This window comes from Kribbibacterium absianum (assembly GCF_030067705.1).
In the GTDB taxonomy this organism is placed as follows: domain Bacteria; phylum Actinomycetota; class Coriobacteriia; order Coriobacteriales; family Atopobiaceae; genus Kribbibacterium; species Kribbibacterium absianum.
Genome location: NZ_JASJEX010000001.1, coordinates 293,161 through 316,271, shown reverse-complemented (window position 1 = coordinate 316,271; position 23,111 = coordinate 293,161). Strand labels below are relative to the sequence as shown.

Sequence of the window (23,111 nt, the reverse complement as noted above, 5' to 3'; positions counted from 1 at the left end):
CGGCCACGCGGCCGCCGCTTTAGGATTCCAGAAGCCTCAGGAGCGCGCCGCGCTCGTTGGGCACCTCCCCACGGTTGACGGCGTCGAGCAGGCGCTCGAGCTGCGCCCCGACACCAGGGCCGGGCGGCAGGTCAAGCACCTCCATCACGTCGCGGCCGCTCACCGCGAGGTCCCGTGCACGGAGCGGCGCCCGCTCGGCCACAAGCGAGCGGCCCTCGGCCTCCACCCGATCCAGCTCCACGGCGTAATCGCGGTACGCCGGCGCCTTGGCCGCCGCGTCGGCGCGTCGGAGGGCCATGAGCTGAAAGAACAGGCCTGCGGCCTGGCCCGGCGCCATCTGGTCGAGGCTGCGGAGGAGCTTGAGCACGGACGTCCGCTCCGGCACCGTGGGGCGGTCGTGAAGGCGCACGAGGGCGAGCGCCGGCACCGCGACGGACGTTGGCACCGCAAGGCGCCGCAGCACCCGCTCCGTGACCTGACGCCCACGCGACGGGTGTCCGTAGAAGTGCGCGACGCCGTCCTCGCCGATGCTCAAGGTGTCGGGCTTGCCCACATCGTGGAAGAGGGCTGCCCACGCGAGCGGCTCTGGCACGACCCCTCCCGAGAATACCTGCACGTAGTCGCACACGCGCGCCACGTGATGGAGCACGTCGTAACAGTGGTAGGGCGTGGCCTGGGGGAAGCCGTCCATCGGCGCGAGCTCCGGCACCGCCGAGAAGAGCGCGGCCCGCTGCTCGCGGAGCACCCACCCCGAACGGCCGGACCGCAGGATGCCGCGCAGCTCGGCGCCGATGCGCTCGGAGCTCACCCGTGCGAGCCCGGGCGCCCGGCGATCCAGCGCGGCCTGGGTCGCCGGCTCGATGCCGAAGCCGAGACGAGCCGCGAACCGCACCGCCCGCAGCACGCGGAGCGCGTCCTCCGAGAAGCGCGTGTCGGGATCGCCCACCGCGCGCACCACACCTGCCGTGAGGTCCCTCGCGCCCCCGAACGGGTCGAGCAGGCCACGCTCCGGGTGCCAGGCCATCGCGTTGAAGGTGAGGTCGCGCCGGGCCAGGTCCTCCTCGACCGAGCGCACGAACGTCACGGAGTCCGGGTGGCGCCCGTCGGAATAGGCGCCGTCCACCCGATAGGTGGTGACCTCGACGGGCACGCGGCCCACGACGGCGGTCACCGTCCCATGCTTGGTGCCCGTCTCGACGACCCGAATCCCTGCGGCCTCGAGCGCCGCCTTGGCCTCGGGCCACGGCGCGTCCGTCGTGACGTCCACGTCGTGAGGGTCCTCTCCAAGCAGCCGGTCGCGCACCCAGCCTCCGACGAGCCACGCCTCCCAGCCCCGCGTCTCCAAGGCTTGGAGGACGCGGGCGGCAGCGAGCGGGGCCTGGCTCGGGAACTGCGGGGCTGACGGGTCGGCAGCGGGCATGAGGGTCCTTCTCGGGCGGGTGGTCTCTCGCGGGCTTAGGCCAGGCTGCCGAGCGGGTCCCAAGGAGCGAGCTCGATCGGGTCGGAACGGTACGCGGCGAGCTCCTCCGGCGTCAGGTACGCCTCGTCCACGACCACCTGGTACACGTACTGGTCGAACCAGTCGTCCGTGATGGTGTCGAAGCCGTCGCGGCCGTGGTCCTTGCCCCAGGAGTTCTCGACCTTCCAGAGCACCGGCTTTCCGTCCTCGTCCAAGCGGGCGCCCTCGAGCACCATCGCGTGGGTCATCGCCGACTCGCCGTAGTCGAGACGCTCGGCCCGGTCGAGGCAGCCCTCCACGGCGAAGCCGAAGAGCTGGTCGATGGCGAGGCACTCGGTGGCCATGAGGCCCTCGTCGCGCACGTAGGACTGGTCCACGTCGCAGCCGAACCACACCGGGCGCCCGTCGGTGAGCTGCGCGAGCGCCAGCTCCTTGAGGCGCTCGATCGGCAGGTTGAGGTAACGCACCTGGCCGTCCTCGGCGACGTTGCCGAGGCGGGAGACCGTGAGCGACCGGTTGAAGGGCTTGTCGGCCGTGTTGGCGGAGACGCAGGAGATGAGCCGCTTGACGTCCACCTGCACGACGTCTGCGAAGAAGTCGTGCGGCGTGAAGGAGCCGTGGCAGACGAGGTTGTCGTCCTTGTCACGCAGGCGCACCTCAAAGGTCCGGGGCGGCTCGCCGAGGCAGGTCGCCAGCAGCGAGCGGACATCGGCCAGCATCGTTGTACGGATCTGCAGGAGCTCCTCGCGGGTCGCGCCCTCGGCGGCGCGCCCACGCAAACGGCAGGCACATCCACGCAGGTAGCGGGTCAGGTACTTGTCCATCTCGCGCGTGTTGCGGGAGCAAGCAGTCTCGGGCATGGCCTCCTTGGGCACGACGCCGTACTTCTCGATCAGCGAGCGGAACATGTCCCACTGGCCGCCGTCCCCCACCGGGTCCTGGAGGAGGTACTGGACGAGACGCCCGTCCAGAGGCTCCCCCACGGTGTCGATGACGTTGAGCAGGAACCAGTTGGACTTCTCGAGCTTGTCATAGAAGAGCGGGTAGGCCTGGGAGAGCTCGAAGGTCTTGAGGTTGAGGCGAGCGATGACGTGCTGGCGGAGGGTGTTGAGGCTCGCGAACATCCAGCACCGGCCCGAGCGCTGCTGGTCGGTGCGGTCGCCCTGTGGCACCTCGACGTCGAAGCCGAGGGCGCTCTCGGCGACGCCCTCCGGCACGCGCGCGGCCGCTCGGATGCCGACCGAGCTGACGGCGTTCTTCGCGACGAGGTTGGCACGGTCGCGCCCGAAGCGCTCGGCCCAGGCGGCCTCCTGCTCGGGGGTGACGGAGGTCTCGGGAAGGTGCGGCATGGTGAGGTCCTCTCGGTGATACGCAGGGATTCAGCGCTCAGCCTAGCACCACCCCGCAGAGGAGGCGCGCGCTGGGACAGAACCCGGGCGGGCCATGTCCCAGCGCGCCTGGGGCCTAGTTCGCGAAGGGCGGGACCTCGAGCACGACGTCCGAGAGCGGGAACGTCGCGCACGGGTGCACGTAGCCGTACTTCTTGTCGGCCTCACGGCGGCCGTCCGTGCGCTCTGGCACGTACACGTCGCCGGAGACGAGCCTCGAGTGGCACCAGCCGCACTCGCCGGAGCGGCAACGCGCGGGCGCGTGGATGCCCTGCCTCTCCATCCAGTTCAGCAGCGTGTCGTGGGCATTGCAAGTGAGCTCGTGCTCCTCGCCACAGACCCGCACCGTCAGCTTGAACTCCGTGGCCGCGGGCGCGGGGTAGCCGGGATCCTTCTCGGGGTCGCGGTACTCGCCGAACACCTCGCGACGGATGAACTTGCGACGCACGCCAAGGTCGTCGATCCAGGCGTCGATGGCAAGCCGCATCGCCTGGGGCCCGCAGATGAAGTAGCTCACGTCGCCCTCGGGCGCGTGCTTCCTCACGAGGTCGAGCGTGATGAAGCCGTGCTCGCAGCCGTCGCGCTCCTCGTCGGCCAGCACGTTGACCAGCGTGACCGCGTCGCAGCTGTCGGCCAGCTCCTGAAGCTCCGCCTCGAGGACGGCCTCGTCCCAGGTGTTCGTGCCATAGAGGATGGTGAGCGACTCGATGTGCTCGGTGCCCTCGGCCACGGCCTTGGCCAGCGAGTAGATGGGCGTGATGGAGCTGCCGCCCACGAGCGCCACGACCTGCTTGGCGTCGCGGATCGGCTCGTAGGTGAACTCGCCACAGGGCATCGAGACGTCCAGCTTCGTGCCCTCTGCCCAGGTGTCCCACACGAAGTCGCTCACGCGGCCGCCCGGCACGCGCTCGAGCGTCAGTTGGTACTGGCCGTTCTTGGCGTCAAGGGGGCTCGAGCAGATCGAGAACGGGCGCGTGACGGCGCCCTCGGGCAGCGGCACCTCGACGGAGAGGTACTGGCCGGCGTCGAACCAGGCAAGGCCCTCGGTGCCACGGTCCTCATCGGCCTCGAGGACGAAGCTCCTGAACCGAGGGCCACGGTCGATCACCTGCGCGATCTTGACGTGCTGCACGGACGGGTGCAGCGCGGCGGCCATGCGGTTGGCCTTGTAGCTGGACGGTTTGGGCGGGATGGCCGTGGAGGCCTCCTCGATATGACGCTCGCGCTCGCCGGCCATCGAGGTGAACGCCATCGCGTCCAGGGAGCGGATGTTGGGCTTGGCCATCCTTACTCACCCGCCTTTCCGGACGCGACCGCCTCCGCGGCGGCGTCCTCCGCTCGCAGTTGGTTGGTGATGCGCTCGGCAGTGGTGTCGCCGGAGATGAAGGCGCAGCTGTAGCCGTCGCCGCGCGCGGTCTGGCCGCCCACGAACGAGAGGGACTGCACCGTGTTGTCCGTGAACTGCGCGCTCATGCGAGCCATGACCGAGTCCCACCCGGCGGTGCGATAGGCGTAGATGGTGCCCGTCGGAGTGCCGAGGTAGCGGGCGAACGTGACCGGCGTCGCGACCACGACCTCCTCGACGTGTGAGGAGATGTCCACGCCGAGGACCTTCTCGGCGTCGGCGATGTAGCTCTGGGCCAGCTTGTTCTTCCAGTCCTTGTACTCCTCGGGCGTGAGGTCGTCGGGGATGTCCGAGCCATCCAGCTGCGCCGTGAAGAACAGCTGGCACGTGCCCTCGGGCGTGGCCTCGTCGAAGATCTCGTTCAGGCAGTTGACGATATAGAAGCCCTTGTTGGAGCGCAGGTCGTACTGGTCGCGGGCGCGGGGGCTCTTCTGGATGAACGTCGTGTAGTTGCCGAGGCCCAGTTCGTCCTTAGAGATGTCGAGGCCCAGGTAGATGGTGAAGACGCTGATGCCAAAGGAGCGCGCGTTGGCCAGCTGGCGGGCCTTGTCGGGCACGTTCTTGGCCGGCGAGAGGTTCCACACGTTGTTGGCCAGGATGTTCGAGACGATGCGACGGGCCCGGTACTCCTTCCCGCCCGCGGTGACCCCGCAGACGGCCCCGTTGCCGTCATAGACAAAGCCGTCGACCTCGGTGTTGTAGAAGATGTCGCCGCCGTTGTCGAGGATGACCTTCGCGAGGCCTTCGGACAGACCGTGGCTCTTGAGGCGCGGGAACGCGGCGCCGTCCGTGACGTAGCCGTCCACCATGTTGAAGTAGTGGAAGGCCTTGAGCTCGTCGGTGGGGACGCCGAGGTAGCCCCAGTAGGTGCAGAGGATGTTCCGGGCCTTGGCCGGTAGCCCGAGGGCCACCATCACGTCCTCGGCCGAGTAAGCGGCCATGCGCATGAAGTCCGCGTACTGCGTGATCATGCGGAGGGGGTTGAGCTTGCCCTTCATCTTGGTGATGTAGGCCACCGCGTCCTTGTCATGCTCGACGAGGTCGCGGATCGCGAGCACGCCCTCCTTGGAGCCGGGGACGGCGTCCTCGACGCACTGGGCGAACGTGTCCCACGGGTCGTCGCCGGTGCCGGAGAGCGTCACGTCGTAGCCGTCCGGCGCGGTGCAGACGGCGCGGAACATCGTGTGCTCGTAGCGCCAGTCCGGGTCGGCGCCGACCTTCTCAAAGAGCCGGTAGACCTCGTCGGGCTTCTCGGCGGTGCCCACGGAGCAGAGCTCGTGCAGCGACGCCTCGAACTCGTAGCGGCCGCGGACGAACGTCGTGGCGCACCCGCCCGGCAGGTTGTGCTTCTCGAGCACCAGCGTCTTGAGGCCGTTTTTGGCGCACTGCGCCGCGCACATGAGGCCTCCGTTGCCTGCGCCGACGACCACCACGTCGTACTGTGGGTCCATGGCGCTCCTCTCTCTTTGGGGCTTCCGGGTTGCGTAATGGTAGTCCTTTGAGTTCATATTCAGAAATGTCCATCCGTGAACGGCGCCCCGCCTTTCCCGTCCGGAAACCAAAAGTGGGACACTGGTGCGGTGAGACAGTTCAAAGAGACAAGATCGTCCCATCACTGGCGAGAGGAGCCCGGATGCCCGAGAGCCGCCCGATTCAGAACGTGGTCTTCGACATGGGCGGTGTGCTGCTCGCCTGGGAGCCGATGCAGTACGCGCTCACCTACACCGGCAACGAGCCCGACGCGCGGCTCGTCTGCGACGCGCTCTTCTGCAGCAGCACCTGGCCGCTCTTGGACGCGGGCGTCATCAGCTGCGACACGATGCTGACGGTGGCGCACGCCTCCCTGCCGGAGCGCCTGTGGGACGCCTGTGACCAGGCCTTCGCGACGTTCCCGGCGCAACAGCGGATCCTGACGCAGACCAACGACCTCGGCTTCCGCCTGGTGGACGCGGGCTACCGCGTGTGGCTCCTCTCGAACGTGTCGATCCGCTTCCGCAACGAGTTCGAGCCGCGCATCCCGCTCTGCCCCGTGATGAGCGGCATCCTCACGAGCGCCGAGGAGAAGCTCATGAAGCCGGACCCCGCTATCTACCAGCGATTCTGCGAGACGTTCTCCGTGGCCCCCGAGACGTGCCTCTTTGTGGACGACTCCGAGCTCAACTGCCAGGGGGCCGAGAAGGCGGGCTGGCAGGGGTTCCACTTCACCCGCGACTGCGACGCGCTCCTCGAGAGGATCCGCGCGTGCGGCGCGTACGAGGTGTGAGCGGGCTCGTCGGGATCAGGCGCCCGTTGAGATTGCACCTCTGAATACGAACAGGCCCCGAAACCGCCATCTGAGAGCTCAGATGGCGGTTCCGGGGCCTGCGCACGTTCGGAAACGCAATGTGAAGCGAGGATCCCCGCGCCTAGCGGCGTGAAAAAAGGGACTGTCCCGAAATTCACATCACCCTTCCAGCGAGGCCTCCGTCAGGGGCGACTTGCCCGTCACAACGGCGCCCGGGATGGACTTCACCAGCTTCGACAGGGTGGGGAACCCCGCCTCCCGATAGTTGATGCCGGCGGCCTTGAGGGCCGAGCCGAGCTTCGTGAGCCGCACCGGTGCCCCCGCCTCCGAGAGGATCCGCTTGGCCTCGCGCTGGGCGTCCTCCGGCGTCGGGCGCACCGTCGTGGGCGAGACGGGCGCCGGCCCGTGCTTCTCGGCGTGACCGGGCTCGGTCGGCTCCGGATTCTCGCTCTCCGCCGGCCTGGGCTCATGGGTGGTCTCGGGCTTTGCGCCCTCGCTCTTGGCGCCCCGACCGCGTCCGCCGCGGCGCGTGCGCGTGCGCCGGGGCTTCTCGTCGACCGGCTTCTCGACGCTCTCGGACGGCCGCTCCGGCTGCTCGGAGGCCTCGAGCTTTTTGTCCGCGCGAGCGCGCATCGGAGTCTTGGCCTTGGGCTTCTCGGAAGCCTTCTCGGTCGGCTTCGGCGCTTTGAGCTCGCCCTTGACCTCGTCCTTCTCGGGCGTCGACTTGCCCGCGCCGGGCAGGCTCAGCACCGTGCCGCCGCCGGTGCCGGACAGCGTCGCCCCATCCAGCTCCTCCGCCAGGTCCTTGAGGCGCTTGAACCCTGCCGCGCGGTAGTCCACGCCGCGGCTCTTGAGCGCGTCGCCGAGAAGCCCGAGCGAGATGGACCCGCCCGCCTCGAGCACGGCGTCCTTGGCGGCCAGCTTGGCGTCCTCCTCGGTCACCGGCTCCGCAGGCGGCTCAGACTCCGGCTCATGCTCGGGCTCGGCGGCCTCCTCGGGAGCCTGCGGTTCCACGACCGCGGGCTCGGCCTCGGGTGCGGCGCTCTCGTCAGCGGCCAGCGCGGCGGCCTCGGCGACCGCCACGGCCTCCCCTGCCATCTCCACGTCCGTCGCCAGCCGGGCACCGCCGGAGCCGTCCGGTACGAGCCCCTCGGTGGCCTCCACCAGGTCCTCGATGCGGTCATAACCGGCCTCGCGCCGATAGATGCGGTTCCGCTTGAGCGCCGAGCGCAGCTGCGACTCGCTCGCCGAGCCGCCGGCGTTCACCACCGTGTCGTGCGCCACGCGCTTCGCGGCGTCCATCTCGGTCTCCTCGACCGCGATGCGCCCCGCGCCCATCGCCGCGGCGAGGCGCGCGCAGTCGCTGTAGAGGTCCTCTGGCCGGCGGTCTCCGATGAGCGGCCGCACGGCCTCGAAGGAGTCCATGTTGAGGAGCCGCGGGCAGCGGTCGAACGCCTCGGTGACCGTCTCGTTCACGGGCTTCGCATGCATCAGCACGGACTCCACGCCGGACTTGCGGGCCCGCTCGGCCACATGGCAGAAGTCCGTGTCGTCGCTCATGATGCAGATGGCGTCGTAGTCGCCGCCCCAGATGGCGTCCGTGGCCTCTATGGCGATGCGGATGTCCGTGCTGTTCTTGCCGGGCGACGCCTCCTGGCACTGCGTTTGCGAGATGCCGAGACGGTCGAGCAGCTCCTGCCGGCCGATCAGCGCGGACGCACGGCCGAACGCGCGGGCCTCCACCTCGTCGGCGATGCCTTCCGCCTCCCAGAGCGCGTGAGGGATCGACGTGCCGTTGATGTTCTCGGCGTCGATCAGCAGCAGCGCGCGGCGCCGCTTGTCTGTCATGGTGTTCATCCTCCTGGGACATGAGCCGGGCGACCCCCGGCGAGCTAAGTCAGCGATGGGCGCACAGCGGCGCACCACGTTCTATCCTGCCCCAAAGCGAGTGAGGACGCGCGGCACTCGCGAAGAAAGCGGATTATCGAAGCACCCTGGGGGTTCGGCCCGCCCGCAGCGCGACCGGCCTCGCACGGCGTCTGGACGCTTCGGTCAGAGCCATTTGTCCACGCGGCCCCAACAGGTGTAAAAGGGCTACGTCCCGTTTTGCAGGTCCGAGACCGAGGAGCCCGCCATGCCTTCTGCTCGCTACGTCGTCGAGTTCGTCGGCCAACCGTCCGGCAAGAAGAGGAACTCCCAGTTCATCGCCGGTTACCTCGACAAGAAGGACGTCCTCGCGCTCTGCCGCGACCTCGGCGTCGCGGCGCCCGCGTTCACCACCGACGCCAAGGCCGTCAAGGCCACGCTCGAGGCGGCCGGTGAGGACACCGAGGGCGCGGACCTCGAGTGCGCGTTCTTCTCGTCCAAGGAGGGCGCACAGGAGCTGGCCGAGAAGCTTGACGCGAGCGAGCTGGAGCCCCCGGCGGTCGCACAGGCCGGCATCGACGCGGACCTGGTCTACGGCGTGCGCACCGCGACCTGGCAGAAGGACGGCACTGTGCGGATCCGATAAGACGGTGCGGCGACGCTCCCCCCTCCGCGCGGCGCGAACCCTTGCGCTAGGCTGGCACGGACGAGAGGAGCCCCGATGACGATGGATTCGGCGCCGGCCGAGAGCCACGGCGACCTGCAACGACTGGTGGACGCGCTGTTCGCCCACGACAAGCGCGCGGACCGGCTGGACGCGCTGGTGCTGGCGCAGGCCCACGACCTCGACGAAGACCTGCTCGAGGTGGTCTCGCTCCTACCCCCTATGCCGATGAACCGCGTGCAGTTCTGCGACCAGGTGAACTCGACGCTCGCCGCCCACGGGTGGGGGCGCCGCTACGGGATCGTGGACTGACATGACTGAGAAGAGCCACGGCGCGCTGCAAAAGCTGGCGGCGCAGGTGATGAAGTTCGGCGTGGTGGGCGTCGTCGCGTTCTGCATCGACTACGGGGTCATGGTGCTGCTCACCGAGGTCTGCGGCGTGTGGTACCTGCTCAGCTCCGTGATCAGCTTCACGGTGTCCACGGTGTTCAACTACCTCGCGTCGATGCGCTACGTGTTCCGCCACAAACAGGGCATGAGCCGCCGCAAAGAGTTCGCGATCTTCGTGGTGCTCTCCGTGATCGGCCTTGGCCTCAACTCGCTCATCATGTGGGCAGGCCAGAGCGGCCTCGGCATCAGCTATCTCATCGTCAAGTTCTTTGCCACTGCCGTGGTCATGGTCTGGAACTTCGTCACGCGCAAGAAGTTCCTGGACGCGGGCGACGAGCCCGGCGAGCTCTTCACGGACATCGAGTAACGCGCCCGCGACAAAGAACGGAGCGGCCGCCCGTCAGCGCGGGTGGCCGCCCCTTGTCCCTCAATCTGTCACAGGCTGCGGCGCCTACGCCGCCTTTGCGTGAGCCGCCGGCTTCGGGTCCTTGGGCGCCTTTCGCCCAGTGAGAAGGATGTACACGCACCCGATGACCGCCGCGATCACCGAGCCGGACAGGATCGCGACCTTCGCGGCCAGTACCTCGGTCGGGTCCGTGAACGCCAGGCCGGCGATCAGGATGGACATCGTGAAGCCGAGGCCGCCCATGATGCCAACGCCCACGACCTGGTGCCAGTCCATGCCGCGGGGCAGCTTGGCGAACTTGATGGCCACGAGAAGGGCCGTGACGCCGATGATGCCGATGGGCTTGCCGAGCACCGCGCCGCAGAGCGAGCCCAAGGTGACCGGGTCCACGAACACGGCACCGAGGTCCACGCCCACGAGGCGCACCTGCGCGTTGCAGAAGGCGAAGATCGGCAGGATCAAGAAGTTCACCGGGACGTTGATCGCCTTCTCCATGCGCTCCAGCGGCGGGGTCACGTGGTGCATGACCTTCTCGATCTCGCCGGCCGTGTGCATGAACTCGTGCTGTCCGAGGACCGCCATGTCCTCGTCGTAGTTCTCGTAGAGCTGGCCGCTCTTGCGCTTGAGCCACGGGGTCAGACGGCCGAGGTTGATGTCACTCTTGGCCGGCAGGAAGAGCGCGAGCAGCACGCCCGCGAGCGTGGCGTGGATGCCGCTGTTGAACATGCAGAACCACAGCACAAGGCCCACCACCACATAGTGGCGGCACGTGTAGACCTGTCTGCGGTTCAAGACGAAGAGCACCACGAGGCAGCCGGCGCTCGCGAGCAGCCACGGCACCGACGGCGCGTGCCCGTAGAAGAGCGCGATCACGATGATGGCGAGGATGTCGTCGGCAATGGCCAGCGTCGAGAAGAACACCTTGGTGGCCGGCGCCACGCGGTCGCCAAGCAGCGACATCACGCCGAGGGCGAAGGCGATGTCGGTGGCCATCGGGATGGCCCACCCGTGGATGCCGTTGCCGCCGTGGTTCAGCGCAATGTAGATGACGGCCGGCACCACGACGCCGCCGACGGCCGCGAGCATGGGGAGCGCGGCCTGACGCGGCTTGCGAAGCTCGCCGACGGTCATCTCGAACTTGAGCTCGATGCCCACGAGCAGGAAGAAGATCGCCATCAGGAAGTCGTTGACGAACATCTCGATGGAGAGCTGTCCCACGAACGGGCCGATCACGATACCGAGCGGCTCCGCGAGGAAGTGGTGGACCGCCTCGTAGGCGGGACCGTTCGCCACGATGATGGCGATAACGGCGGCGAGCACCATGACGGCGGCAGAGATCGTGCCGTTGCTCGTGATCTTCTGGCGGCGGCGGTGCTTCTCGGCGCGCTTCAAGGCCTGCGGCTCGGCGATGATGGGCGCGGCCTGGGCGTCGGGCCGCACCTCCTGGCCGGCCACAGTGGTGGCGGTGGGCTTGTCGGTTTGGTTCTGAGCCATGTCACCCTCTCATTCCGGCTGAATTTACCAAGCTTTCAGTTTACCGCGCCCCGGTGAGACACTTCAAAGAGACAGAACTGTCTCACCAAGGCCGGATGAGACGATCCTGTCTCTTTAGCGCGTCTCAGCCGCGGCGGTTAGTGCTCGGCGGCTGCGAGGATCGGCGCCGCGATCTGCTTCTTGCGGGACAGCACGCCCGGCATCCAGACGCCCTCGTAGACGTCCTTGATGCCGAGGCCGCGCTCCGGCACGGACTTGTCGCCGGTCATGAGGATCTGGGATCCCTCTTCCATGATGTCGGTCACCGCGAGCACCACCGTGTCAGCGTTCTTCGCTCGGCGGAAGTCCTCCATGGCCTCGCGGAGCTCCGGCAGGCGGTCGAGCGCGATGGACTTGTCAACGGTCTCGTACTGGCCGATGAACACGCGCTTGCCGTTGATCATGAACGCCTTGATGTCGTGCGCCACCATCTGCTCCGGCTCGTACTTGTCCGTGGCCCGGTTGGTGAAGATGTTCATGCCGAAGTCCACCGGGTCGAGGCCGAGGATCTCGCCGATGTTCTGGATGAGCTGGCGGTCGATGTCGGTGGTCGTGGGCGACTTCATCATCACCATGTCGGTCATCATCGCGCTGAGCAGGCACGACAGCTGCGCCACCGTGGGCTGGATGTCGTAGCAGTGGAACAGGTAGAGGACGATGGTGGCCGTCGAGCCCCAGGGCAGCGTGATGAACGCGATGGGCTTGGTGGTGGAGAAGTTCGCGATGCGGTGGTGGTCCACCACGCCGATGACGTCGGCGTTCGCGAGGCCGTGCACGGACTGGATCTCCTCGTTGTGGTCCACGAGGATCACCTTCTGCGGCTCCTCGCCATCTGCGGGCGCGGGGATCTCGTCCAGGTACTCGGGGAACGGGATGTCCCAGCTCTTGAGGATCGCGGCGCTCTCCTCGGGCATGCCGCCGAGGCGCTTGGGCACGTAGTGGTTGCCGTCGTCCAGCTGGTTGTACAGCTGGCTCAGCATGACGGCCGAGAGGATCGAGTCGTTGTCCGGGTGCTTGTGGCCGAAGATGTAGACCTCGCTCATTGCTTGTCTCTCCTTCTGCGGCCGGGCGGCCGCGTGGGGGCGGTTCTCAAGGTCAGATTGTGCCCAGTTTGATGGGCCGGGCACCTGGCCTGCGGCCCGCCCACAGAGAGATCCCAGAAGCGCGGAGAGCTTGTCTCCCGGCCGGTGGGCAACCTCTGCAGCGCACAGGTTGAGGCGGCGGTTCCGTGCGCCGCACAGGTTGAGCGGATCGGAAAACGCGACCTGTGCGCGGCATGAGACGAGAGAGGCATCTTGTGCGATGCGTGACGCGCGCAAACCGAGAAGGCGAACCTGTGCAGGGCACCACTCGGCGTCTCCGATCTGAGCCACCTGTGCACGGCACAGTTCAGTCGTACAGACCTGTGCATGCCACAAGTTGGGTCCGTAGGAGAACGCGACCCATGCACAGCACGGGTCCAGCCTTCCCGACAGGCGGCACGCGTCATCCGACGTCTGCGCCCGAACCAAAGAGCAGCGAGTGGAGCCGGCGGTAGCGTTGCTCGAAATCGCGAAGCTCGGTGCGAAACGGCCGGCCGCGAAGCCGTGCGACATTGAGGCAGTTCGTCTCGAAGGCGACGGGGTCCATGACGTCGGCCGGCCCCCAAGCGAGCGAGACGACCCCGTCGGACGCCAGCTCGTTCCGGCGCCGGTCGTCGCGGGCTCGCGGCGCTGTGCCGTGGAACAGCCGGCTCTGGTACTCGATGTCCATGAGCGGCGGCTCGCTCCATCCGTAGTCCCATTCCAGGAGGTCGTCCGCCAGCACGCGCCCCTCGCGATGCTCCAGCTCCATCTTCACGTTGATCTGGGGTTTCTCGATGGCGAACCCGCCGAGCCGCGCCGGCAGCGTCATCCCGAGAAAGACCGCGCTCTCCATGGGAGAGCGGGCTCCGGCCCCAACATGCGCGAGCCCATCGATTGCGTGGCGGGCTCCCTCCACGTACCGCGGCTGCTTGCCCAGAAAACCGCCCGCTTCCCCCGGCGCCATCAACGGCTCCCGACGGGAGGCGAACCCGGCCCTTGCCACCTGCTCCCGAGGGTCCTGGGGATCGGCCCGCAGGTATCGACCGCAGAGCTCCATGCCGAGAAGCGCCGCGCCCACCTCCCCCAGCAAGCGGGCGAGTTCGAGAAACAGCAGCTCCGGCGACACTACGTAGGTCTCCGCATCCTTGAGCTGCTCGGAGGCGGGGAGGCGCACGCGAGTCGCACGGGCGTCGACGACGCCGCGCGGCAGGCAGTGGGACGCGAAACCGTGGGCTCCCGACCGGTGACCCGACGCGGGAACCAGCGTGTGGATTGGCGGGCAGCAGCCGCACGACGCCAGCACCTGGGTCAACGCGCGATTGGAGGCCTTCCCTCCAGGCGCGCCTTTCCAGGCGTCGCACGGGTCGATTGGCTCGGCGGGAGGCGAGCCCTCCAACACCCAGCCTCGGCGGTACAGCGTGAGCGCGGTCCAATGGGAGAGCAAGATCCTCACGGGCCCCTCCTTTCTTTGGGGGCGCCCATCCTGGACCGGGCCGCTGGCCCTTCGGTCTCCCGAATCTGACCGGCGCGTGGTCAGATTTCCCACGCCCGTATCTATCACGGAAGGCCTAGCAGATGGTTTGCTTGCATGTTTGAATATCGGCCATAGCACGATGCCCGCGAATTCTACACAAGTGCCGCACAGGTTGCGCGAATCCGGCAACGTGATCTGTGCATCACACGGTTCGACCGCATGGACCCGCGCGCCGCACAGGTTGCGCCGATCGGAAAACGAAACCTGTGCGGTGCACGGGACAAGAGAGACAAGCTGTGCGCCGCAGAAGGCGCGCAGGCCGAGAAGGCGGACCTGTGCGCAGCACCTGTCGGCCTCTCCGATCCGGGCGACTTGTGCGGGGCACAGCTCAACCACGGAGACCCGCGCGCCGCACAGGTTGGGCGCCAGCGACCCTTACCGCGCCGCTTCGGCGTCCACCTGCGCCTCCGAGAGGACCCGCGTGCCGCTGAGCAACCCCGGCACTCCCACGTAGGGGCGCCGGCCACCGGCGGCGACCGCCGCGCGCACGATAACGGTGAAACCCCAGAGACCAGCGACCATCTCCGCCATCGTTCGCATTGCCGCAGCATGCCCAACGTAGAGACTGCTCGGAGCGAGCACAGCGGCAGCCGGCACGAGCCAGAGGGCGCCCCACCAGAGGAGGGCCTGGCGCAGGAGGATGCGCCCGCGGCCTGCTCTCCCACCGTCGCGACCGCGCACGCGCAGCTTGCAGAGCAGCTCCCCCGGCGTGCCCGCGCCCGTCAGCGTGGGCACGAGGACGCCGACAAGCCCCGTTCCGCAGAACCAGCCGAAGACCAGCGCGGCGTCGTCGACCACGCCGTCGGTGCCGCGGACCCAGACGGACGCCACGAAGACCGCCGCGCACGCTGCAAGCCCACAGTCCACCACGAAAGCCACCGCGCGGCGCAGGAGCGACGGGTACCTGAGATTGCGCGCCCACGAGCGCTCGTCCGCTCTCTCAAGGCTCGGCAGCAGCGGCTGGATCAGGCACGTGAGCCAGAAGCCCACCATCGTGCCCGTGGTGTTCCCGATGAGGTCGTCCACGTCGAAATGCCGGTACGGGTGCGCGTAGAGGCCCCAGTCGCCGGTGAGCTGCGTGAGCTCGAAGGACAGCGACAGGAAGAAACCCGCGAACAGCGCCTGCCACCACCTCCGCTTGAAGAGGTACCGCAGGTAGAAGCCCCAGGGAACGAGCATCAGCACATTGAAGACCGCACCGTACACGTTGGGGTTCTTGAGGGCGACGAGCCACGTGCGCGGGTGCTCGAGGCTCACGCGGACGCCGGAGCGCATCGCCACAAGCACCCAGTCGAAGGGCTGGAGCTGCGGCTCGATCCCGTAATCTGCGGTACGGTCCGCCGGCAGCGGCAGCAGCACGAGGAACACCACACAGAGAAGGTACAGCGCCAGGCTGTACACGAGCGCCGACCGCCACACCTGCACGGCCCCCACGCGGCGATACTGCCGCACCAGGTACGGAAGCGTGATGAGCAGCGCGAGCAGCGGGAACGTGAAGAACGCAAGCCGGATGACCCCTAGGTACGTCACTATGCGCCGGGCCCGCCCGTCTCGTCTGTGCGCCCCGCGAAGCCGGCGACCCACGAGAGCAGGTTGGTCTCGGGCTCACCGCTCCGCTCGGAGAGGTCGTAGCCCGCGCCCCACACGCCGGTGAACAGGACATCAGCCACGGCGTCGTTGTTCCGGAGCGCGCAGGCCAGAGCGTACCCGTTGGAAAGCGGCGCCTGCGATTGCGAGAGCCCCATGTTCACGCGCCAGTGTGGTGCGACGGTGCCGGTGCCGGCCAGCGCGGAGTCCGCCTCGAGGTACGAGAACGGGTCCGATGCGAGCGCGCGGCTCTCGACGGTCTCCCCCATCTCGTTCTTCACCTGCAGGTCGACGCCCCACGCGCCCACGTAGCTGGACTGCCAGCCGGCAAGGCCCTTGTAGTCGAACATGTTCGCGTTCAGCACGTCCCAGATCTGGCGGCTGAAGTGCAGCGTGGTCTGGTCCTCCACGCCAAAGGTCTGGTTCTGCACCGTGTTGCACGCCACGGAGTCAAAGCCGGTGCAGGGCAGCGTCGGCGCCGCGCACATCTGCACATAGCCGGCCAGGTTCGAGACGCGCACGTTGGAGCTGGAGGCCGTGTAGGTGAGCCACGGATTGGCGCCGTTGAGGGACGCCACGTACTCCTCGGCGGACGAGAAGCTCTGCGACGTGGCGCTCGCCGGTGTCTGCCCCTGGCCCTGCTGCTCCTCGATCACGGTCGCGGCCTGCGCGCTCGCATCGCCGCCCGGGAAGGCCCCGCCGGCGACGTTCTGGGTGGTTATCGTGACCGGGAAGGTCGTGCGCTCGAAGAAGGCCTTCGCGGCGTCCTCGAGCTGCCCCACGAGCGCGGTGTAGAAGCCGCCGTCGGCGCAGACGGCGCCGGAGGTCTCCGCCAGGTCGAGCCGAGCGCCCTCCGGGTCCGTGAGCGCGAGGCTGTTGAGCCAGCCGGGCCATGTGGCCGCGAGGTCGCGGGAGAGCGCCTGCGTCCAGGTGCCATCGGCACGACTGTCCGTCGAGACGTACTGGCCGTACATCCACTCATAGGAGGAGTCGATGGTCTGCAGACCCGCCTGCGGGTTCCAGAGCGCGACGCCGCTCGGGGCATCCGAGACGGCCGCGCCCGTGGCGTTCCACCGCGCGGCGCCGACCGAGTCGAGGTAGTCGTCGAAGGCGGGGGCGTCGCCGCTCGTCCCGAGCACAGAGGCCAGACAGCCGCCGGCGCCCAGACCGAGGACCACGAGCTGGTCCTCGTCGATGGGAAGGCTCGACGCGTTGTAGCGGACGTAGCGGATCGCGGCCTTGAGGTCTGCGATCATCCACGGGAAGCCACCGGCGTAGTAGCCGCTGCCGTTGGAGTCGTATCCGCTCGCGCGCCCGCGGCACCCCGCGTAGACGTACACGCAGCCGGCCTGCAGATAGGGGCTGAGGCCCTCGTAGGAATAGGTGGTCTGGCCCTGCTGCGCCGAGTAGTTGGGGCAGTTGATCGGGAACAGCACCGGTGCAGTGAGCGCGGTGTAGGAGCCCACCGTGCCGGTCGTGTTGACGCGGCAGGAGTAGAGGCCGCCCTTCTCGGTGGCGTTGAAATAGGGGCCCGGGACATAGATCGACAGGCACTGGTAGGCCTTGGCGACCGGATTGAGACAATAGGGGACCGAGAGCTGGTAGTAGACGTCATGGCCCTCGTCGTAGGACCACGAGTCCATGTCGAGAGCCAGCGCCGCGTAGGCCGAGGTGTCAACGTCCGGATCGTCCGGGGCGCCCTTGTCCTCTGGGGGCGCGGGCGCCTCCTCGTGCGAACAAGCGGTGAGGAGCGCCGCGGCGGTCAACGCCGAGGCGCCGAGAAAGGTCCTTCGAGTGAGAGCCACGCGTGTCCTCCTTGCGAGCAGGCTCCATGGCATCCGTCAAGTATCTGCGGACAGCGCCGCGCGAACGCCAATTGCGCAAGAACTCCGCAGCCGCCGAGGCCCGCTTACGGTGCGGGAGCTGCGGCGAAGGACGACCCCATACATCAAGGCGACTCCCCATGCAAAGGGCCTTCGGTGGCCGGCCGAACCGGTCGCGCAGCTCTCCGAACGGGCACTATAGGAAAGAACGGACACGAGGCGGGAGGCGCCATGGCACTGGAGACGTACGACGCCGTGCTGGACTGGTGGGCGTGCTTGGACGACGAGACCAAAGACGAGGAGGTCGACGACTTCGCGATGGAGTTCGCCTACCACTCGGCGCGCATCGAGGGAGCCGACCTCACCTACGAGGAGGCCCGCGAGGTCTACGAGGAGGACGCCGTCACCGCCTACACCGGCGACGTGCGGAGCCTCGTCTCGCTGATCGACCAGCGGGCGGCCTTTGGGTGGATGCTCGGCGTGATCAAGGAGCGCCGGCCGCTCACCGAGGACCTGCTCCTCACCCTGCATCGCACGCTGACCTACCTCACCTACAGCAAGAAGCTCCTGGCCGACGACGAGCGGCCCGGCAAGTACAAGCTGTCCGACTACATCGTGCGCGGGACCTACGAGGTCGGCGCGGCGCCCGACCAGTGCCCACGGCTGACGAGGGACCTGCTCGCCGAGGTCGACGCAGAGCTGCCGGAGCTGACGCCGCTGCGCGCGCTGACGGTGGCCGCGTACCTGCACAACAACCTCGTGTCGATCCATCCCTTTGCCGAGGGCACCGGACGGACGGCCCGCGACCTGATGAACCTCGTGCTGATGGAGGGCGGGCACCCGCCGATCATCATCTTCGACGACGACGCCGACCGCTACTACGCGGCGCTCGAGGAGTTCGACAGGACCGGCGACCTCGCCCCCTTCAAGCGGTTCCTGATGCGCGAGACGGTTCGCACCTGGGAGGACCGCGTCCGCTAGGCCCCGCCGCTCGAACGGCTCGGGCGCCGTGCCGACGTTCTCGCTTGTGTGGGTGATTCATGCAGGTTTAAGGCCATGCCCTACCATGGTGCCCGTCCGTGCCGCTGACACGAAGGAGCGCCCATGACCCAGCGCCAGTGCAACCTGATCATCGACTCGCCGGCCGAGCTGCCCAAGTCCTTCTGCGATGCCAACGACGTCACCGTGCTGCACTTCTCGTACACCGAGGCCGACGACCCCGAGGGCGGCCTCTCGGGCGTCGACGATATGTTCGAGAGCAGGAGCGCCCATGACTTCTACGAGGCCATGCGCAAGGGCGCCCAGCCGATGACGAGCCAACCCTCGCAGTTGGAGTTCGAGACGGCCTTCCGCGCGGCCATCGAGAGCGGCGTCCCCACCGTGTACCTGGCGTTCGACTCCGGCATCTCCGGTTGCTACGAGGGCGCGCTCACGGCCCTCGAGCGCGTGCGCGAGGACCTGGGAAAGAAGGGCCGGCACGCCGAGTTCTACATCGTGGACACCAAGCTGCCCTCCACGCCCCTTAACCTGCTGGCCTGGGAGGCCGTCCGCCAGCGCGACAATGGCCTCACCGCCAAGCAGCTGGCGGACTGGGCGAGCGAGGCCCACTTCTTCATCCACACGCTGTTCATGGTGGACGACCTCAAGGCGCTCGCGCACGGCGGCCGCATCCCGAGCGGCGTCGCGTCCATCGGCACCGCGCTCAACATCAAGCCGCTGCTGTCCGTGGACCTGGACGGCAAGCTCACGTTCGCCGGCGTGGCGCGCGGCCGCAAGAAGGGCCTCCGCCGTCTGGCCGAGAACTACCTCAAGCACCACGACCCGAGCACCTTCATGGTGGCCATCGGCAACGCGGACTGCCAGCACGACGCCCGCACGCTGCAGGACCTCATCGAGAAGGGCTGCGGCGAGGCGCTCGTCCTGGAGTCCAACATCGGGCCCACCATCGGCTCGCACGTCGGGCCCGCGATGGTGAGCTGCTGCTTCTGGGGCGACGACCGCCGCGAGAACCTCCCGGTCCCCGACCAGATCGCGAGCGGCGTCAAGTCGAAGTGACAACGCTCGCACGGCACCGTTCGACAGACGGAGCCGGGCGCTCCTCCCCTGCGAGCCTGCTCTGGCAGGCCGACAGACGGCGCCCGGCCCCGTTTTCTCACTCGACAGACTTGAGGGACTCCACCATGTCCACGCCGTCCAGCTTGCGCCGCATGAACAGCAGCACGAGCAGGCAGAACCCGAGCGTCAGACCGAAGCTGTAGAGGTAGCTCGGCCAGTGGATCAGGCGCCCGAACATCACGGAGTCCATCTCGGCCGTCACGATCACGTACTGCTCGAAGACATAGCCCAGCACGAGCCCCGCGAGCGCGCCGATCACCACGATGAGGATGATCTCGCGGAACACGTACTCGTCCACCTCGCGGCGCGTGAAGCCGAGCACCTTGAGGCTCGCAATCTCGCGCACACGCTCGGAGATGTTGATGTTCGCCAGGTTGTAGAGCACCACGAACGCGAGGATCGCCGCGAAGAGGATGAGCACCACCATCACGAGGTCCACGGACGACAGCATCTCCCGGTAGCTCGCGATGCTCTCGGTGTTGAAGACCACCGTGTCCACGGCGTCCATCTCGTGCAGGTGCTCCGCGATGGCCGTCTGGTCAGCGGTGCTCACGTCCGCATAGAGGTAGCGAACCTTGGGCTCGTGCCCGAACGCCCGCTGGTAGGCGCCGGTGCCTAGGTACAGGTAGCTGCCCACGTAGTTCTCCGCGATGCCCGTGATCGTGACCTCGTAGGGCTCGCCCTTGGGGTTGCCGGCGTCGTCCTGGGCCCAGAGCTGCAGGGTGTCGCCCACCCCGACGCCGAGCAGGGCGGCCTGCTTCTCGGTGAGGACCGCGCCGTCGTCGCCCAGCGTCAGCGAGTCGTGCCCTTGGCGCGTGCGGAGCGTGACCATCGACGAGAAGCCCTGCTCGTCCTGGGGCACGATGACCTGTACCCGCACGTTCTTGGTCTTGCCGTCGGCCTTGACCTGCTTGCCGAGCATGATCTGGGAGCTGGTCTCGGCGAGGCCGTCGAAGCCCGGGGTGGACTCCAGGTAACCCGCGACGGCATCGAGCTGGGAGGCCGTGACGTCGTCGGCCATCGACACGCTGATGTCGTAGTGGAACAGCTCCTCGAACTGGTTGTCGATGATGTCGTTGATCGAGTCGCGCACGCCGAAGCCGGTGACCAGGAGCATCGTGCAGCCCGCGATGCCGATCACCGTCATGAAGAAGCGGCGCTTGTACCGGAAGATGTTGCGGAACGTGACCTTCCACGAGAAGGACAGCCGGCTCCAGACGGGGCCCACGTGCTCCAGCAGGATGCGCTTGCCCGCCTTCGGCGCCTTGGGCTGCATCAAGGCCGCAGGCGACTCGCGCAACGTCGACAGACACGCGGCAAGGGTCGCCACAAGCGTCACGCCGATGCCGAGGACCGCCGCCGCGATGGCCTGTGGCGCCTCGAGCGGCAGCGGCAGCGGCCGCGCCGGCACGTTGTAGACGATGGCGTAGGCGGTGAAGATCACCCACGGCAACAGCTGGCCGAGCGCGACGATGCCGAGGGCCGCGCCCGCCGCGCTCGCGACGCCGCCGTAGATCAGGTACTTGGACGTGATGCGCGCGGTCGAGTAGCCGAGGGCCTTGTAGGTGCCGATAAGGCCGCGGTCGTCCTCCACCATGCGCGTCATCGTGGTGAGGGTCACGAGCGCCGCCACGACGAAGAAGAAGAACGGGAACACCGTGGCGATGGAGTCAATGCGCTCGGAGTCCGCCACGTAGCTGGCCGCGCCGTAGTTCTGGGTGCGGTCGAGCACGTAGATGTCCGGCTCGCCCACCTCGTCGATGTCCTTCTGCGCGTCGTCGAGCTGTCGCTCGGCGTCGGCCAGCTTCCCGAGCGCGTCCCGTCGCTCGCTCTCATAGGTGGCGAGGCCGTTCTCGTACTCCGCGCGACCGTCCTCGAGCTCCTGCTTTGCCCGGGCGATCTGGGCCTCGCCGTCGGCAAACTGCGCCTCGCCCTCCGTGAGCGTGGCCTTCGTGCTGGCGAGCTTCGCCTTGGTCTCCGCGATCTGGGCCTGACCGTCGTCGATGGTGCGCTTCGACGCGGCGAGCTGCTCCTCGGCCGCCGTGAGCTGCCGCTCCCCTGCCGCGACCTGCTGCTCCCCCGCCGAGATCTGCGCAAGGCCGTCCTCGATCCGCGCCATCGTGGCATCGTAGTCCGCCGTCGCCTCGCGGGCCTGCGCGATGGCGGCCTCTTGCGCTTGCAGCGCCTCGGCGGACGAGAGGAGCGCCGACAGCTCCTCGGGCACCGGTTGCCCGTACGCCTCGAGCTGCTCCCGTGCCGCCGTGAGCGCTGCGACGGCGCTCGTCACGTCCGTGACCGTGCCCGCGTCCCCGCCGAGCGACGATACGACCTGTCGCGCCCCGGCCACCACCTGTGCCACACCGGCGTCGTACGCATCCACGGCGGCCTTTGCCTGCTCCAGCTGGGCCTTGTTGGCCTCCAGCGCGGACTTTTGCTCGGCAATCTGGGACTTCTGCGCCGCGAGCTGACTCTTCTTCGTGGCCAGCTCGTCGGCGCCACGCTTCCATTGCTTGAGGCCGTCCGCGAGCTCCTGCTCCTTCGCGGCCACTTCGTCGGAGCCGCTTCGCCATTGCGCCCAGCCGTCGTCCACGCGCGCCCGACTCTCGGCGAGCGTGGCCTCGTTCTCAGCGACCTTCGCCTCGCCCTCCTCGAGCTGGGCCAGGGCGTCGTCCAGCTCCGCCTTCGCGTCGTCCAGCTGCCGGAGCGCGTCGGTCCTCTCGGCCTCGTAGTCGGCGCGCTTCTCGTCGAGCGTCGCCTGGGCGTCGTCCTTGATCTGCTGCTGCCGCGCGACGGCCAGCTCCGGCACCTCGAGCTCGATGCGATCCGCGACCTCGTCCACCGCTTGTTGGTACTCGTCGGTGCCCGTCACGTACTGGTCGGCGCCGCCCACCCTCACGAAGAGCTCGGTGTAGGGGCTGTCCTGCTCGAACGCCCCCTCGCGCACGAAGAGCACCTGGTTGATTGTGCCGCTGCCGAGGGTCGTGGTGGCCAGCGTGGTGGCAGAGACGTACGCCGGGCTCGTGACGCGGCCCACGACCTTGAACTCCCGGACCGCAAGGGTGTCGTCGAGGTCGGAGGCGCCGGAGACCACGGTGACCTCGTCCGTCTCGCGGTCCGGGTGGGCCTTCTCGTAGAGCATCACGCACTCGTCGTCGGCCTGGGGCCAGCGGCCGCTCTCGAGGACGAGCCGGTTGACGTACCCGCCGTCCCCGGAGAGGACGCGCGCGTCGCCCTCCTGCTGGGACGCGGCGGCCGCCTCTGCGTCGAACGTCACGATCTTCGCGGCGCTCTGCTCGTCGCCGAGGGTCGCCATCACATCGACCGAGCGGCCCGGCATCACGGCCGTGACGCCGTCGATCCTCGCCACCTCGTCCGCCATCTGCTGCGAGACGCCGAGCGTCGAGACCAACTGGAGGTCGTAGAACTCGGTGCCGTCGAAGAAGCGGTCGAGGGACTTGCGCATGCCGACGCCCGTCATCCGGAGGCCGCCGAAGAACCCGCAGCCCACGGCCACGATCACGACGATGGCGATGAAGCGCCCGAGCGACCCCGTGATGGAACGCCGGACCTCTTTGGAGAACATCGACCCCATG

Annotated in this window: 17 protein-coding genes; 6 read left to right on the top strand and 11 right to left on the bottom strand. The window is 68.2% G+C overall.

Features of this window, described 5'->3' with window-relative positions; genetic code table 11:
- Positions 1 to 19 precede the first annotated feature (19 nt).
- The 4 genes from QJ043_RS01395 to QJ043_RS01380 form a co-directional block, all read right to left on the bottom strand.
- Positions 20 to 1,420 (bottom strand): CCA tRNA nucleotidyltransferase, encoded by a 1,401-nt coding sequence (locus QJ043_RS01395; protein WP_283712383.1) that lies wholly within the window; start codon positions 1,418 to 1,420, stop codon positions 20 to 22.
- A gap of 35 nt (positions 1,421 to 1,455) precedes the next feature.
- The gene (locus QJ043_RS01390; protein ID WP_283712382.1) at positions 1,456 to 2,808 is read right to left on the bottom strand and encodes a C1 family peptidase; all 1,353 of its coding nucleotides are present in this window, start codon (positions 2,806 to 2,808) and stop codon (positions 1,456 to 1,458) included.
- Positions 2,809 to 2,923: 115 nt separating this feature from the next.
- Positions 2,924 to 4,132, bottom strand: a complete 1,209-nt coding sequence (locus QJ043_RS01385) for an iron-sulfur cluster-binding domain-containing protein (protein WP_283712381.1) — start codon at positions 4,130 to 4,132, stop codon at positions 2,924 to 2,926.
- Between the two features lie 2 nt (positions 4,133 to 4,134).
- Positions 4,135 to 5,703: a phytoene desaturase family protein gene (locus tag QJ043_RS01380; RefSeq protein ID WP_283712380.1), complete on the bottom strand. Its 1,569-nt coding sequence runs from the start codon at positions 5,701 to 5,703 to the stop codon at positions 4,135 to 4,137.
- Between the two features lie 182 nt (positions 5,704 to 5,885).
- On the opposite strand from QJ043_RS01380, the gene QJ043_RS01375 reads away from it, so the two are divergent.
- Positions 5,886 to 6,515, top strand: coding sequence for an HAD-IA family hydrolase (locus QJ043_RS01375; RefSeq protein ID WP_283712379.1), 630 nt, complete (start codon positions 5,886 to 5,888; stop codon positions 6,513 to 6,515).
- Positions 6,516 to 6,695: 180 nt separating this feature from the next.
- Here the strand turns inward: QJ043_RS01375 and QJ043_RS01370 are convergent, their stop codons facing one another.
- Positions 6,696 to 8,384: an NYN domain-containing protein gene (locus tag QJ043_RS01370; protein WP_283712378.1), complete on the bottom strand. Its 1,689-nt coding sequence runs from the start codon at positions 8,382 to 8,384 to the stop codon at positions 6,696 to 6,698.
- Between the two features lie 286 nt (positions 8,385 to 8,670).
- Between QJ043_RS01370 and QJ043_RS01365 the strand changes: the two genes are divergently transcribed.
- The 3 genes from QJ043_RS01365 (at position 8,671) to QJ043_RS01355 (ending at position 9,823) form a co-directional block, all read left to right on the top strand.
- A complete protein-coding gene (locus QJ043_RS01365) occupies positions 8,671 to 9,048 on the top strand; it encodes a hypothetical protein (RefSeq protein ID WP_283712377.1) in 378 nt (125 codons plus the stop codon).
- A gap of 75 nt (positions 9,049 to 9,123) precedes the next feature.
- The gene (locus tag QJ043_RS01360; RefSeq protein ID WP_283712376.1) at positions 9,124 to 9,378 is read left to right on the top strand and encodes a hypothetical protein; all 255 of its coding nucleotides are present in this window, start codon (positions 9,124 to 9,126) and stop codon (positions 9,376 to 9,378) included.
- Between the two features lies 1 nt (position 9,379).
- Positions 9,380 to 9,823: a GtrA family protein gene (locus QJ043_RS01355; RefSeq protein WP_347177730.1), complete on the top strand. Its 444-nt coding sequence runs from the start codon at positions 9,380 to 9,382 to the stop codon at positions 9,821 to 9,823.
- Positions 9,824 to 9,907: 84 nt separating this feature from the next.
- Here the strand turns inward: QJ043_RS01355 and nhaA are convergent, their stop codons facing one another.
- The 5 genes from nhaA to QJ043_RS01330 all read right to left on the bottom strand — a co-directional run bounded on the left by nhaA (position 9,908) and on the right by QJ043_RS01330 (position 17,385).
- Positions 9,908 to 11,356, bottom strand: coding sequence for a Na+/H+ antiporter NhaA (gene nhaA / locus QJ043_RS01350; protein ID WP_283712375.1), 1,449 nt, complete (start codon positions 11,354 to 11,356; stop codon positions 9,908 to 9,910).
- Positions 11,357 to 11,493: 137 nt separating this feature from the next.
- A complete protein-coding gene (locus QJ043_RS01345; protein ID WP_283712374.1) occupies positions 11,494 to 12,438 on the bottom strand; it encodes a DHH family phosphoesterase in 945 nt (314 codons plus the stop codon).
- 442 nt (positions 12,439 to 12,880) lie between these two features.
- Positions 12,881 to 13,912 (bottom strand): hypothetical protein, encoded by a 1,032-nt coding sequence (locus tag QJ043_RS01340; protein WP_283722702.1) that lies wholly within the window; start codon positions 13,910 to 13,912, stop codon positions 12,881 to 12,883.
- Between the two features lie 456 nt (positions 13,913 to 14,368).
- Complete coding sequence (locus QJ043_RS01335; protein WP_283712372.1) at positions 14,369 to 15,523, bottom strand: VanZ family protein; 1,155 nt, start codon at positions 15,521 to 15,523, stop codon at positions 14,369 to 14,371.
- Complete coding sequence (locus QJ043_RS01330; protein WP_283712371.1) at positions 15,523 to 17,385, bottom strand: subtype A tannase; 1,863 nt, start codon at positions 17,383 to 17,385, stop codon at positions 15,523 to 15,525. The genes QJ043_RS01335 and QJ043_RS01330 overlap by 1 nt, the downstream gene beginning before the upstream one ends.
- Positions 17,386 to 17,634: 249 nt before the next feature.
- Here QJ043_RS01330 and QJ043_RS01325 point away from each other — a divergent pair, with 249 nt between their 5' ends.
- Positions 17,635 to 18,384 carry a Fic family protein gene (locus tag QJ043_RS01325; RefSeq protein ID WP_283712370.1) on the top strand — a complete coding sequence of 250 codons (750 nt, stop codon included), beginning with the start codon at positions 17,635 to 17,637 and terminating at the stop codon, positions 18,382 to 18,384.
- Positions 18,385 to 18,507: 123 nt separating this feature from the next.
- The gene (locus tag QJ043_RS01320) at positions 18,508 to 19,458 is read left to right on the top strand and encodes a DegV family protein (protein ID WP_283712369.1); all 951 of its coding nucleotides are present in this window, start codon (positions 18,508 to 18,510) and stop codon (positions 19,456 to 19,458) included.
- 97 nt (positions 19,459 to 19,555) lie between these two features.
- Here QJ043_RS01320 and QJ043_RS01315 read toward each other — a convergent pair whose 3' ends face one another.
- A complete protein-coding gene (locus QJ043_RS01315; RefSeq protein ID WP_283712368.1) occupies positions 19,556 to 23,110 on the bottom strand; it encodes an FtsX-like permease family protein in 3,555 nt (1,184 codons plus the stop codon).
- Position 23,111 lies beyond the last annotated feature (1 nt).

Coding starts and splice junctions, on each gene's coding strand:
- QJ043_RS01395 (WP_283712383.1), bottom strand. CDS start 1,420: ATGCCCGCTGCCGACCCGTCAGCCCCGCAGTTCCCGAGCCAGGCCCCG.
- QJ043_RS01390 (WP_283712382.1), bottom strand. CDS start 2,808: ATGCCGCACCTTCCCGAGACCTCCGTCACCCCCGAGCAGGAGGCCGCC.
- QJ043_RS01385 (WP_283712381.1), bottom strand. CDS start 4,132: ATGGCCAAGCCCAACATCCGCTCCCTGGACGCGATGGCGTTCACCTCG.
- QJ043_RS01380 (WP_283712380.1), bottom strand. CDS start 5,703: ATGGACCCACAGTACGACGTGGTGGTCGTCGGCGCAGGCAACGGAGGC.
- QJ043_RS01375 (WP_283712379.1), top strand. CDS start 5,886: ATGCCCGAGAGCCGCCCGATTCAGAACGTGGTCTTCGACATGGGCGGT.
- QJ043_RS01370 (WP_283712378.1), bottom strand. CDS start 8,384: ATGACAGACAAGCGGCGCCGCGCGCTGCTGCTGATCGACGCCGAGAAC.
- QJ043_RS01365 (WP_283712377.1), top strand. CDS start 8,671: ATGCCTTCTGCTCGCTACGTCGTCGAGTTCGTCGGCCAACCGTCCGGC.
- QJ043_RS01360 (WP_283712376.1), top strand. CDS start 9,124: ATGACGATGGATTCGGCGCCGGCCGAGAGCCACGGCGACCTGCAACGA.
- QJ043_RS01355 (WP_347177730.1), top strand. CDS start 9,380: ATGACTGAGAAGAGCCACGGCGCGCTGCAAAAGCTGGCGGCGCAGGTG.
- nhaA (WP_283712375.1), bottom strand. CDS start 11,356: ATGGCTCAGAACCAAACCGACAAGCCCACCGCCACCACTGTGGCCGGC.
- QJ043_RS01345 (WP_283712374.1), bottom strand. CDS start 12,438: ATGAGCGAGGTCTACATCTTCGGCCACAAGCACCCGGACAACGACTCG.
- QJ043_RS01325 (WP_283712370.1), top strand. CDS start 17,635: ATGGCACTGGAGACGTACGACGCCGTGCTGGACTGGTGGGCGTGCTTG.
- QJ043_RS01320 (WP_283712369.1), top strand. CDS start 18,508: ATGACCCAGCGCCAGTGCAACCTGATCATCGACTCGCCGGCCGAGCTG.
- QJ043_RS01315 (WP_283712368.1), bottom strand. CDS start 23,110: ATGGGGTCGATGTTCTCCAAAGAGGTCCGGCGTTCCATCACGGGGTCG.